Annotated in this window: 11 protein-coding genes; 10 read left to right on the top strand and 1 reads right to left on the bottom strand. The window is 72.5% G+C overall.

Going from position 1 to position 12,502, the window contains the following annotated elements:
* A partial coding sequence (locus tag BJP40_RS35990; RefSeq protein ID WP_256220834.1) for a (2Fe-2S)-binding protein occupies window positions 1-1,064 on the top strand: 1,064 nt, incomplete at its 5' end.
* Window positions 1,061-3,388 (top strand): xanthine dehydrogenase family protein molybdopterin-binding subunit, encoded by a 2,328-nt coding sequence (locus BJP40_RS28205; RefSeq protein ID WP_071283234.1) that lies wholly within the window; start codon window positions 1,061-1,063, stop codon window positions 3,386-3,388. The genes BJP40_RS35990 and BJP40_RS28205, both read left to right, overlap by 4 nt.
* Before the next feature lie 97 nt (window positions 3,389-3,485).
* On the opposite strand, the gene BJP40_RS34715 is transcribed toward BJP40_RS28205, so the two are convergent.
* Window positions 3,486-3,626: a hypothetical protein gene (locus BJP40_RS34715; protein ID WP_177204502.1), complete on the bottom strand. Its 141-nt coding sequence runs from the start codon at window positions 3,624-3,626 to the stop codon at window positions 3,486-3,488.
* Between the two features lie 679 nt (window positions 3,627-4,305).
* Between BJP40_RS34715 and BJP40_RS28190 the strand changes: the two genes are divergently transcribed.
* From BJP40_RS28190 to BJP40_RS28155, 8 genes are all read left to right on the top strand, one after another.
* On the top strand, window positions 4,306-4,797 hold the full coding sequence (locus BJP40_RS28190; protein ID WP_226962626.1) for a hypothetical protein: 492 nt from the start codon (window positions 4,306-4,308) through the stop codon (window positions 4,795-4,797).
* Between the two features lie 19 nt (window positions 4,798-4,816).
* A complete protein-coding gene (locus BJP40_RS28185) occupies window positions 4,817-7,087 on the top strand; it encodes a DUF6571 family protein (protein WP_071283227.1) in 2,271 nt (756 codons plus the stop codon).
* A gap of 296 nt (window positions 7,088-7,383) precedes the next feature.
* Window positions 7,384-7,758, top strand: a complete 375-nt coding sequence (locus BJP40_RS28180; protein ID WP_143066045.1) for a hypothetical protein — start codon at window positions 7,384-7,386, stop codon at window positions 7,756-7,758.
* A 170-nt stretch (window positions 7,759-7,928) separates the two neighbouring features.
* Window positions 7,929-8,402, top strand: coding sequence for a VOC family protein (locus BJP40_RS28175; RefSeq protein WP_071283224.1), 474 nt, complete (start codon window positions 7,929-7,931; stop codon window positions 8,400-8,402).
* Between the two features lie 92 nt (window positions 8,403-8,494).
* Window positions 8,495-9,970, top strand: coding sequence for an MFS transporter (locus BJP40_RS28170; protein WP_071283222.1), 1,476 nt, complete (start codon window positions 8,495-8,497; stop codon window positions 9,968-9,970).
* A gap of 55 nt (window positions 9,971-10,025) precedes the next feature.
* Complete coding sequence (locus BJP40_RS28165; protein ID WP_071283220.1) at window positions 10,026-10,226, top strand: ribbon-helix-helix protein, CopG family; 201 nt, start codon at window positions 10,026-10,028, stop codon at window positions 10,224-10,226.
* The gene (locus BJP40_RS28160) at window positions 10,223-10,603 is read left to right on the top strand and encodes a type II toxin-antitoxin system death-on-curing family toxin (protein WP_071283218.1); all 381 of its coding nucleotides are present in this window, start codon (window positions 10,223-10,225) and stop codon (window positions 10,601-10,603) included. Before BJP40_RS28165 ends, BJP40_RS28160 begins: the two co-directional genes overlap by 4 nt.
* Before the next feature lie 133 nt (window positions 10,604-10,736).
* On the top strand, window positions 10,737-12,502 hold a 1,766-nt coding region (locus BJP40_RS28155; protein WP_071283216.1), incomplete at its 3' end, for a DEAD/DEAH box helicase.

Raw genomic sequence — 12,502 nt, 5'->3', positions numbered from 1 at the left:
CCGCCGGCGGCACGGACACGCCCGGCGCGGCGGCCCCTGCCGACCTGCCGGAACCGCCCGCGCCACCGGCACCCGGCCCCGGCCCCGCGGCGGCCCCCGAGGCGGCCGTCCCGGCCGGCTCTCCCGTGCCGCCCGGTGGTACGGCGCCGGGAGCCGCCCCGTTCAACCCGGGCGCCCCCGCCCTGGAGACGACCGGCGGGCACGGCCGCGCGGCGGACCCCGACGAGGGCGCCGGTCCAGGCGCGCCGACGGGCCCGGAGCACGCACCGGACACCGGCGGAACGCCGCAGGACGGCACACCCGGCGCGGCCGGGGCCTCCGCAGACCCGGACGGCGCCGGCACGCACCACGCGGACGCACGACCGGACGGCCCCGTACCGACCGGCGCCCCGGCCCCGCAGGGCGCACCGGCCGCCCCGGAACCGGGCGACGCGCTCCCGCAGGCCGCCCCCCAGCAGCCCGACGCGCCGTCCCCGGCCCCGGCCGGCGACGAACACCCGCACGTCTCCTACGTGCTGCGGGTCAACGGCGCCGACCGGCCCGTCAGCGACGCCTGGATCGGCGAGTCCCTGCTCTACGTGCTGCGCGAGCGCCTCGGCCTCGCGGGCGCCAAGGACGGCTGCTCGCAGGGCGAGTGCGGCGCCTGCAACGTCCAGGTCGACGGCCGCCTCGTCGCGTCCTGCCTGGTGCCCGCCGCCACCGCCGCGGGCAGCGAGGTCCGCACTGTCGAGGGCCTGGCCGCCCGCGGCGAGCCCTCCGACGTGCAGCGCGCCCTCGCCCGCTGCGGCGCCGTCCAGTGCGGCTTCTGCATCCCCGGCATGGCCATGACCCTGCACGACCTGCTGGAGGGCAACCACGCCCCCAGCGACGTGGAGGCCCGCCGCGCCCTGTCCGGCAACCTGTGCCGCTGCACCGGCTACCAGGGCGCCCTGCGCGCCGTGCAGGAGGTCGTCGCCGAGCGCAGGGCCGCCGCCCGGGCGGCCTCCGGCGCCGGCGACGAGCAGCCACCCGAGGTACGCATCCCGCACCAGCTTCCCCACCCGCACGACGGAGGCACGGCGTGAGCAACGACGCGGCCACCGCCATCCCGGCGGTCGACTCCCCCCGGCAGGACCGGGACCCGGACCAGGAGCAGGAGCAGCCCGTGCTCGGGCTGGGCGCGTCGCTGCCGTCGGCCGACGCCCGCGCCAAGGCGGAAGGCACCTTCCCGTACGCCGCCGACCTCTGGGCGGAGGGCCTGCTGTGGGCGGCGATCCTGCGCTCACCGCACGCCCACGCCCGCATCCGCTCCATCGACACGTCGGCCGCCGCCGCCATGCCCGGGGTGCGGGCCGTCGTCACCCACGCCGACGTGCCGGGCGACAGCGCCTACGGCCGTACCATCGCCGACCGGCCGGTCTTCGCCTCCGACACCGTCCGCCACCACGGCGAGGCGATCGCCGCGGTCGCCGCGGACCACCCGGACACGGCCAGGCTCGCCGCCGCCGCGATCATCGTCGACTACGAACTCCTCGACCCGGTCACCGACCCGGAGCAGGCGTTCTCCGCACCGCCGCTGCACCCCGACGGCAACCTGATCCGCCACATCCCGCTGCGCTACGGCGACCCCGCCGCGACCGGCGAGGTGATCGTCGAGGGCCTGTACCGCATCGGCCGCCAGGACCCCGCACCGATCGGCGCCGAGGCCGCCCTCGCCGTGCCCAGGCCCGACGGCGGCGTGGAGATCTACACCGCGTCCACCGACCCGCACACCGACCGCGACCTGGCCGCCGCCTGCTACGGGCTGCCCCCCGAGCAGGTCAAGATCGTCGTGACGGGTGTGCCGGGCGCGACGGGCGACCGCGAGGACCCCGGCTTCCAGATCCCGCTCGGCCTCCTCGCCCTGCGCACCGGCGCCCCCGTCAAGCTCACCGCGACCCGCGAGGAGTCGTTCCTGGGCCACGCCCACCGCCACCCGACCCTGCTGCGCTACCGCCACCACGCGGACGCCGAAGGCCGCCTGGTGAAGGTGGAGGCGCAGATCCTGCTGGACGCCGGCGCGTACGCGGAGGCGTCGTCGGACTCCCTGGCCGCGGCGGTCGCCTTCGCCTGCGGCCCCTACGTGGTGCCGCACGCCTTCGTCGAGGGGTGGGCGGTCCGCACCAACAACCCGCCGTCCGGCCACGTGCGGGGCGAGGGCGCGATGCAGGTGTGCGCCGCCTACGAGGGCCAGATGGACAAGCTGGCCGCGAAGCTGGGCCTGGACCCGGCGGAGCTGCGCATGCGCAACGTCCTGGCCACCGGCGACCTGCTGCCCACCGGCCAGACGGTGACGTGCCCGGCACCCGTCGCCGACCTCCTCGCCGCCGTGCGGGACGAACCCCTGCCGCCGCTGCCCCGGGACACCCCCGCCGACGACTGGCTGTTGCCCGGCGGCCCGGAGGGCGCGGGCGAGCCGAGCGCGGTCCGGCGGGGCGTCGGCTACGCGCTGGGCATGGTGCACATGCTGGGCGCGGAGGGCACCGACGAGGTGTCCACGGCCACGGTCCGCGTCCACGACGGCGTCGCCACGGTCCTGTGCGCCGCCGTGGAGACCGGCCAGGGGTTCTCCACCCTCGCCCGCCAGATCGTCCAGGACGTCCTGGGCGTGGAGGAGGTCCACGTGGCGCCGGTCGACACCGACCAGCCCCCGGCGGGCGCCGCCGCGCACGGCCGCCACACCTGGGTGTCGGGCGGGGCGGTGGAACGCGCCGCGAAGATGGTCCGCACCCAGCTGCTCCAGCCGCTGGCCCACACGTTCGGCATGTCCACCGAACTCCTCCAGATCGCCGACGGCAAGATCACCTCCTACGACGGCGTGCTGTCCACCACGGTCGCCGAGGCCCTGGAGGGCAAGGAACTCTGGGCCACCGCCCAGTGCCGCCCCCACCCCACGGAACCCCTGGACGAGACCGGCCAGGGCGACGCCTTCGTGGGCCTCGCCTTCTGCGCCGTCCGCGCGGTGGTCGACGTGGACGTCGAACTGGGCAGCGTCCGCGTCGTGGAACTCGCGGTGGCCCAGGACGTGGGCCGCGTCCTCAACCCGGCGCAGCTGGCCACCCGCATCGAGGCCGGGGTCACCCAGGGACTCGGTGCGGCCCTCACGGAGAACCTCCGCACCCCCCGCGGCCTGGTCCGCCACCCCGACCTGACGGGCTACGCCCTGCCGACGGCCCTGGACGCCCCGGCGATCCGCATCGTCCGCCTGGTCGAGGAACGCGACGTGGTGGCCCCGTTCGGCGCCAAGCCCGCCAGCGCCGTCCCGGTCGTCACCACCCCGGCAGCCGTGGCCTCCGCCGTCCGCGCCGCCACCGGCCGCCCCGTCAACCGCCTCCCCATCCGCCCGCAGGCGGCGGTGGTGACGTCGTAGGGAGCGCGGCGCTCGTCGCTGCACCCCAGCTCGTGCCGCCCCGGCGCCGGGCCGGTGGCGGCCGAGACCACGCCCTGCGCGCCCGGCTGCTGCTCCCTCACCCCAGGAAGGCGTACGCGGCCCGGAAGCCGGCGAGGCCACCCGCCGTGTTCGCGGCGAGGAACGCCGCGTTCCGCAGAGGGGACAGGACCCGTGAGGCGGGGTCCGCACCCAGCACGGCCATCCGCTCTGTCCGCATGAGCCAGAACGTCCCGCGCAGACCGATGGCCCGTGCCGTCCACACCACCACGGTGACGGCCGCGGCCCGTACGCCACCGCTCCGGCCGCGGTGCAGAAGCCGGAGTCGTCCGCCTGGAGCAGCCGGGCGAGCCCGACGAGCGGCACGCCCAGCAGCACGAGCCTGTACATCTCGTGGCCCCGCCGCTCGGGACCATAGACCATGTGGTTGTAGACACCGGTCGTGAGCATCAGAAGGGGAGCCACGACCACCAGGGCGTGATCCGCCCACCTGTTCCGGTGGGGCACGGTGCGCCCCCGTACCGCGTGCCGCACGGGCCCTGCTCGAAGAGGGGCGAGAGGGAGAACCACCAGACGAACGCGAGCCCGCTCCAAAAGGCCGTGAGCAGGGCCACCGCCACGTGCGAGAGGGCATCGGGGCGCATGCTGCCGGACTCGGTTCCATCCTGTGGCTTCCTCTCCCCGGCGACGGCAGCGGGCCGCCGTGCCATCGGCGAGTGGGCACGGGCTGGTCTTTCGCCGTCGAGATCCGGGCGAGCAGCGTCCGACTCCTCGACCCGCGGGCACACCCACGCCACGGCGGCGGACGGGACCCGCCGCCGTGCGGGGTGGCCGGGCAGTCGGCCCGACCGCTGGATCACAGCCAACACGCTGAACTGCAAGCACCGTTGGCACATCGATTGCGCAACGCGTTAGCGTTCACGCGTCGGGGAGTAGCGCTCTGCTACGTCGAACTGCCGCCGGGGGAGGCGTCCGTGGTGTGGGACGAATGGGAACGGGCCAAGGGGGAGGCCGCCTCGCGCATGCGACTCAACCAGATGGCGTCACAGGGCGGTTCGACCGTCGACGGGGCCGATCTCGTGGTCCGCGACCAAGTGCTCGGAGGGCTGGGTGACCTGGCCAGGCAGCTTCGGGAAAGGGTGGCCCGAGATGGCGACCACGCGCGGGCGGCCACAGCCGGAGCTGCCACCGAACTCACCGCCGACGGGGTGGACATGGGCAGCGCCTTGTATGCCGTACACGATGCGTGGATCACCAAACTCTCCACCCTCATGGACGCCTGCGCCCACATCTCGAACCACCTCGACTACTCGCGGTCCGCACATGCGGAGGACGAGCAGAAGATAGTGACGGACTTCTCCGTGTCGCGTGTCTGGGACGCGATCAAGTGAGCGGGAGCCATACAGAACCATGATCACCCTGCGGGAACTGCACGACCTGCGCCTCGGCAAACTCAAGGCGGCGGTCGAAGACTGGGAGCAGATGGTCCGCAAACTTGCCGCCCTCGCGCAAGGCGGGGACGACGTCAACGCCGCCGACTTCGCCGCCAGGGCCGAAGGCGCCGACTGGCAGGGCGACAACGCTGCGGTCACCAAGGCGTTCACCGTCACGACGGCACGCCAGTTCACCGACATCGTCACCGAGGCCCGCAGCATCCACGCCGTCCTGCGTGACGCGCACACCGCACTCGCCAAGCACCACCGCGACCTTGTGGCCGCCGTCGACAAGTGGTCGGCGAAGCACGTCAGGTTTGACGACGCAGGTGGTGCACACCCGGTCTCCCGCAAGCTACCGGACAACTCCACCCACACCTCGGCGACCCAGGAGGATGTTGACGCGGCTGCGGCCGAGGTCGGCTCCATCCTCGCCGCGGCCAACGAGGTCGACCGGATCGCGACTCGTGCGCTGCGAGGCCATGCCGAGAGCGCCCACGACTTCGACGAGACCGGCCACAGGAGCCTTCAGGACGCGGACCGGCATCAGGGCAGGCAGGACGCCGACCTGCTCGTCGGCCTCGCCCGCAAGGGAGACGCGCTGACGGAGGCGGAGCTGCGCCGGTTCAACGCGGTCATGGAGTACCAGCGCGACAACCCCGCCTTCGCCGAACGTTTCGCGACGGGACTGGGCGCCGAGGGCACTCTCAGATTCTGGCAGGACCTTGCCGACCCCCGGCAGAGCTTCCTGCCCGACGGCGAGCGCGGGACGATCCTGGCCACGGTGCAGGAAAACCTGAGCCTGACCCTGGCCGCGGCCACACACGTGGACTCCCCGGCCATGAACGAGTGGAAGGCGGGCGTCCTCGCGTCGGGCGACGAGCGGCTCCGCCCCGGAGGGCCGTACGGCTTCCAACTCGTGAGCAGCCTGATGACCAAGGGTACGTGGGGTACCGACTTCCTCACCTCGTACGGCGAGAAGCTCATCGAATTCGAACGGGACAGCGGGAAGCGGGGCGGCCCGTACGAGCTCTGGTCCTCGTCCACTGTCGTCCCCCACCGTCTCGCCTATCCGTACGACCCGTCCGGCAAGGCCAACGATCCCTTCAACGGCTTCCTGGAGGCGCTCGGCCACAACCCGGAGGCAGCGCTCAGGTTCTTCGGCGACCACACCGGAGGCGGGGACGAGGATGGTCCCAAGAGGGTCGACAACCTCGACTACCTGCTGGGGACGGGGCAGGACGAGAAGGACAACCGGGCGTGGCCACTGGGCTTCGACCGGCAGATCGCCGGCTACGAGTTCCTCGGGCATGCCCTGGAGTCGGCGACACTGGGATTCGCCTACGACGACGGGTCGCCGTCTGTGCCCCCGACGCGGACTCAGGAGCAGGTCGTGGCCCGCAACGAGCGGACGGAGCTGATGGAACGGCTCGTGGAGCACTACCGGTCGTCGAGCGAGATCGACGCGCACGACGGCATCCGCGGGAGCCTCGCAAGGATGGCGGCCGGCCACATCGACAGCCTCACGTACTCCATGGACAACTTCGGCGGCAGCGGTGAGGCCATCGGCCGCGACGCTCTCTACGGGGCCGACCGGCACCACCTCCGTGACTTCGACCGCGCCGACAGCACAGCCTTCCTCCGTGCGCTGGCCTCCGACCGGGAGGCGTACGAGACGGTGTCCGTCGCGCAGCAGGTGTACGGAACCAGCGCGATGGCCGCCCACGGCGACGACGTGGCCTCCGCCCGCCACGTGGGCCTGCGGAGCGTCTATCTGCATGGCTTCCTCGACGAGGTCCGCTCGGAAGCCATCGGTAAGGAGTTCGCCGAGGAGGCCGAGCAGCGGAACCTCGAACTGGAGAAGCAGGCCGCGTGGCGCGGCTACGCCACCTCCGCCCTGGTCGGCGCCGGCGTTGGCGTCGGGGCGGCGCTCGTCACGGGTACCGGCGTCGGCGCCATCCTCATCCCCATCGCCATCGAGACGGTGGGCGGCGCGGTCGAGACCCAGGTCGAGACCGAGACGATGCAGTGGTTGCAGGACAACAAGTTCGACAACAGCCAGCAGGCCATTGACGGACTCGACGCAGCTCGGGAAGCGGGGGAGAAGCGGGCCGCGACACCACTGCTCAACTGGGCGGAGGCGCGCGGGATGCCCCGCAGTGAGGTGAGCGACCTCATGGCGGCCGCTGAAGGAAGGTACGGCGAAGGCGCTCAGAACGCCGACACCGACAACGCGCGGGGATGGTGACGATGAGAAGGATCAAGAGCGTGGTGGTGCTGGCCCTGCTTGTGGCTGTCGCCGGTTGTACATCGGAACCTGGTTCTAAGGCAGGGGGAAGCCCCAGCGGGGGTCCGAGAACGTGTGAGCAACTGCTCGGTGACGCTGCCGTCGCATGGGTCGAGGGTCAGACGGCCTCGAAGTCGCTCCGATGGAGGTCGCAGAAGAGCGTCGACGAGGCTCGCACTCTCGTGCAGGGGAACCTGCGTGCCTGGAGCCCGGAGAAGTCAGGCTGGGGGAGCACCGACTTCGCGACCATGTGCTCGGTGAGGAAGCAGCAGGAACCCGATGCCGGTGTGCTCAGCCTGTCGTACGGCTCGTCCTATGCCGGCTTTGACTTCTACCAGAAGAGCGACGAGCGCGGCATCGTCCCCGTGAATGACGATGTCCTGCTGTCCCGACCGTATTCCTGGGATCCGACGGCCTACTGGGTCATCATCCGCTGTCGGATGGCGGATGCCCCGGCCGAGCAGGCGGACCGGGCTCCGGTCATCGGCATGCTCACCGACGGCCTCACCCGTGACCGCGACCCCCGGGTGCACTTCGCGCACCTCCTCCACTCCGCTCAGGTCATGGTCAAGGCCCTGGGCTGCACCAACGCGCCGGCCGTGCCCGATCAGCCGCCAGCGTCCGTTGCGTGAGTGCGGCAGCCCGCGAGGGCGGGATGCGGCCCGGCCGGCGGTGGCGTCGGTGGCCTCCGCCGGTGGGTGGGCGGGGCTCAGCGCAGCACGGCGCGGCGCGGCGGGCGATGAGTTTCGCGGGCGCCGCCGGTCTACTCGACTGAAGGGACACGGACGGAAGGAGTCCCGCCATGCAGCAGAAGATCACGCCGTGCCTGTGGTTCGACACCGAGGCGGAGGAGGCGGCCCAGCACTACATCGCGATCTTCAAGGACTCGCGCGTCCTGAGGACCAGCCGGTACCCGGAAGGGACCCCGCAGCAGGCGGGGACGGTGATGACCGTCGAGTTCGAGTTGGACGGCCAGCAGTTCATCGCCCTGAACGGCGGTCCGCAGTTCACGTTCAACGAGGCGATCTCGCTGTCCGTGGTGTGCGAGGACCAGGAGGAGGTCGACTACTACTGGTCGCGGCTCTGCGAGGGCGGTGAGGAGGGGCCCTGCGGCTGGCTCAAGGACAGGTACGGGGTGTCGTGGCAGGTGAGCCCCCGCATCCTCGACGAGATGATGACCGACCCCGACCCGGAGAAGGCGAAGCGTGCCGCCGAGGCCATGATGCAGATGAAGAAGATCGACATCGCGGAGTTGCGGCGGGCCTGTGACGGGTGAGCCGCGGGGCCGGAGGCGTACGACCAAGGGCTGAGCCCGGGTCCGACCATTCTCAGGGGCTATACGGGTCTACGCCCCTTACTCTGGACGGTATGAGTGCCCCTGAGCCCCCCGACACCGCCGCTGAACCCGCCGCCCCCCTTCCCTCCGTGGGGAAAGGGGGCGGCGGAAGTGTGCTGGACCGGGAGCACCGGGCGCTGACCGTCGGCATCGTCTCCGTCGTGCTGCTGATCGCGTTCGAGGCGACCGCCGTGGGGACGGCGATGCCGGTCGCGGCGCGGGAGCTCGACGGGGTGCCGCTGTACGCCTTCGCGTTCTCCGCGTTCTTCACCACGAGCCTGTTCGGCATGGTGCTGGCCGGGCAGTGGGCCGACCGCGACGGGCCGCTGGCGGCGCTGGCCACCGGCATCGTGGCGTTCGGCGCCGGCCTGGCGCTGTCCGGGACCGCCGGGGCGATGTGGCTGTTCATCGCCGGGCGGGCCGTGCAGGGGTTCGGTGGCGGCCTGCTGATCGTCGCGCTGTACGTGGTGGTGAGCCGCGCGTACGAGGAGAGGCTGCGGCCCTCGATCATGGCGGCGTTCGCGGCGAGCTGGGTGATCCCGTCGGTCGTCGGCCCGCTGGCCGCCGGGACGGTCACCGAGCACCTGGGGTGGCGGTGGGTCTTCCTCGGCATCCCCGTGCTGGTGCTGCTGCCGCTGGCGCTCGCGCTGCCCGCCATCCGCAGCCGGGCGTCGGGGCCCGCCGACCCGGACGCGCCGACGGCCGCGTTCGACGGGCGGCGGCTGCGGCTGGCGCTCGGGATCTCGCTCGGTGCGGGCCTCCTCCAGTACGCCGGGCAGGACCTCCGGTGGATCTCCGCAGCCCCGGCCCTGGTGGGCGCAGCGCTGATGGTCCCGGCGGCGCTGGGGCTGCTGCCGCGCGGCACGTTCCGGGCGGCCCGCGGCTTGCCGTCCGTGGTGCTGCTGCGGGGGCTCGCGGCGGGGGCGTTCATCGCGTCGGAGTCGTTCATCCCGCTGATGCTCGTCACCGAGCGGGGGCTGAGCCCGACGATGGCCGGCATGTCGCTCGCGGTGGGCGGCGCGGCGTGGGCGCTCGGGTCGTTCGTCCAGTCGCGGCCCGCCGTGGAGCCGTACCGGGAGCGGCTGATGGTGCTGGGCATGGTGATGGTGGCGGCGGCGATCGCGGTGGTGCCGAGCGTGCTGATCCCCGCGGTGCCGGTGTGGACCGTCGGTGTGGCCTGGGGCTTCGGCTGCCTCGGCATGGGGCTGGTGATCTCCTCCGCGAGCGTGCTGCTGCTGAAGCTGTCCGCGCCGGAGGAGGCCGGGAGCAACTCGGCCGCGCTCCAGATCTCCGACGGGCTGTCGAACGTGCTGCTGCTCGCGGCGGGAGGGGCCGCCTTCGCCGCCCTGGGCGGCGGGTCCGTCGCGGCGGGGCACGGGGCGGTCGGCGGAGCCGCCGCCGGCTCGCACCCCGTGGCCTTCGCGGCTGTCTTCCTGCCGATGGCGGGCGTCGCGCTGCTGGGGGCGTGGGTGGCGGCTCGGGTGCGGGCGGCGCCCGGCGCGCGGTAGCCGCGGCCCGGCGTACGTGGTACCAGAACGACCCCATCGGTAGTACCATTCTGGTATGGCTATGAACCTGCGTCTTCGTGACGACCAGACCGATGCTCTGAAGCGGCGCGCCGAGGCCGAGGGTGCCAGCATGCACGCGATAGTGCTGAAGGCGGTCGACGACTACCTGGCGCGCACCGCGCAGGAAGTCATCGTGCGCAAGACGGCCAAGGAGCAGGCGGCCAAGTGGCATGAACTGCTGGAGCGGCTCAAGTGACCTGCGTCTACCTCTCCGCCGAGGACGTCCTGGCGATCGCCGGGTACGCGATCGACGACCAGGACGTGGTGGTTCGGGACGCGGGGCTGCTCGAGTCGGCCGTCCACCGGCCCTCGGCCGCCATGTTCGGCCAGGAGGCCTACCCCGGGGTCCTGGAGAAGGCGGCAGCCCTGCTCCAGTCCCTGGCCGTCAACCACCCGTTCTTCGACGGCAACAAGCGCACGGCCTGGCTTTCCTGCGTGACGTTCCTGGCCATGAACGGCGTGGACCTCCGCCCCGACATCGATGCGGCGGAGCAGCTCGTGATCGACGTCGCCACAGGGCGGGAGGACGAGGTGAAGGCCATCGCTGAGCGGCTGGCCGCGCTCACCGTGTGACCCCCGTCGCAGTCCCCGAGGTCACGGCGCCGTCCGGCCCGGACGGGCTCCGGGCCCCCGGTAGGGTGGCCCGGTTGTCGTGGCGCGCACCCCCGGTGCGCGCCCCCGCGTCCGAGAGCCCGAATCGGAGACCGTGACTACTACCGCCTCCCATCACCTCTCACCGGCCTTCCCCGGCCGCGCCCCCTGGGGTACCGCCAACAAGCTGCGCGCCTGGCAGCAGGCCGCCATGGACAAGTACCTCCAGGAGCAGCCCCGCGACTTCCTCGCCGTGGCCACGCCCGGCGCGGGCAAGACCACCTTCGCGCTCACCCTGGCGTCGTGGCTGCTGCACCACCACGTCGTCCAGCAGATCACCGTCGTCGCGCCCACCGAGCACCTGAAGAAGCAGTGGGCGGCCGCCGCGGCGCGGATAGGGATCAAGCTGGACCCGGAGTACAGCGCGGGCCCGCTCAGCAAGGAGTACCACGGCGTCGCCGTCACCTACGCCGGTGTCGGCGTGCGGCCCATGCTGCACCGCAACCGCTCCGAGCAGCGCAAGACCCTCGTCATCCTCGACGAGATCCACCACGCCGGCGACTCCAAGTCGTGGGGCGAGGCGTGCCTGGAGGCGTTCGAGCCCGCCACCCGGCGCCTCTGCCTCACCGGTACGCCGTTCCGGTCCGACACCAACCCCATCCCCTTCGTCACGTACGAGGAGGGGAACGACGGCATCCGCCGGTCCGCCGCCGACTACACGTACGGCTACGGCAACGCCCTCGCCGACAACGTCGTCCGGCCGGTCATCTTCCTCAGCTACAGCGGCAACATGCGCTGGCGCACGAAGGCCGGCGACGAGATCGCCGCCCGGCTGGGCGAGCCCATGACCAAGGACGCCGTCTCGCAGGCGTGGCGCACCGCCCTCGACCCGCGCGGCGACTGGATGCCGAACGTGCTGCGCGCCGCCGACCAGCGGCTGTCCGAGGTCCGCAAGGCCATCCCGGACGCAGGCGCCCTGGTCATCGCCTCCGACCAGGACTCGGCCCGGGCCTATGCCAAGCTGATCCGGGAGATCACCGGGGAGGGCGCGACCGTCGTCCTGTCCGACGACACCGGCGCCTCGAAGCGGATCGAGGAGTTCAGCGAGAGCGACGACCGCTGGATGGTCGCCGTCCGCATGGTGTCCGAGGGCGTCGACGTGCCGCGGCTCGCCGTCGGCGTGTACGCCACGACCATCTCCACCCCGCTGTTCTTCGCGCAGGCCGTCGGCCGCTTCGTGCGCTCCCGCAGGCGCGGCGAGACCGCGTCCGTCTTCCTGCCGACCATCCCCATGCTCCTCGGCTTCGCCAACGAGATGGAGGTCGAGCGCGACCACGTCCTGGACCGCCCGAAGAAGGCGGGCGAGGACGAGGACCCGTACGCCGAGTCCGAGAAGGAGATGGACGAGGCGAACAAGCAGCAGGACGAGGACACCGGGGAGCAGGACATGCTGCCCTTCGAGGCGCTGGAGTCCGACGCCGTCTTCGACCGTGTGATGTACAACGGTGCCGAGTTCGGCATGCAGGCCCACCCCGGCAGCCAGGAGGAGCAGGACTACCTCGGCATCCCCGGGCTGCTGGAGCCCGACCAGGTGCAGCTGCTCCTGCAGAAGCGGCAGGCCCGGCAGATCGCGCACAGCAGGCAGAAGCCCGATGACGAGGCCGACCTGCTCGAACTGCCCGCCGAGCGGCGGCCCGTGGTGTCCCACAAGGAGCTGATGGAGCTGCGCAAGCAGCTCAACACGATGGTCAGCGCCTACGTCCACCAGAGCGGCAAGCCACACGGCGTGATCCACACCGAGCTGCGCCGCGTCTGCGGCGGGCCGCCCAGCGCGGAGGCCACGGCCGGGCAGATCCGCGAGCGGATCAAGAAGGTCCAGGA

The organism is Streptomyces sp. CC53 (assembly GCF_001865245.1).
Classification (GTDB): Bacteria; Actinomycetota; Actinomycetes; order Streptomycetales; family Streptomycetaceae; genus Streptomyces.
This window is presented reverse-complemented; position numbering and strand designations above follow the sequence as displayed.

What these genes read in the sequence shown, in the direction of transcription:
- BJP40_RS34715 (WP_177204502.1), bottom strand. Translation starts at nt 3,626, where the DNA reads ATGCGGACAGAGCGGATGGCCGTGCTGGGTGCGGACCCCGCCTCACGG.
- BJP40_RS28185 (WP_071283227.1), top strand. Translation starts at nt 4,817, where the DNA reads ATGATCACCCTGCGGGAACTGCACGACCTGCGCCTCGGCAAACTCAAG.
- BJP40_RS28175 (WP_071283224.1), top strand. Translation starts at nt 7,929, where the DNA reads ATGCAGCAGAAGATCACGCCGTGCCTGTGGTTCGACACCGAGGCGGAG.
- BJP40_RS28170 (WP_071283222.1), top strand. Translation starts at nt 8,495, where the DNA reads ATGAGTGCCCCTGAGCCCCCCGACACCGCCGCTGAACCCGCCGCCCCC.
- BJP40_RS28165 (WP_071283220.1), top strand. Translation starts at nt 10,026, where the DNA reads ATGGCTATGAACCTGCGTCTTCGTGACGACCAGACCGATGCTCTGAAG.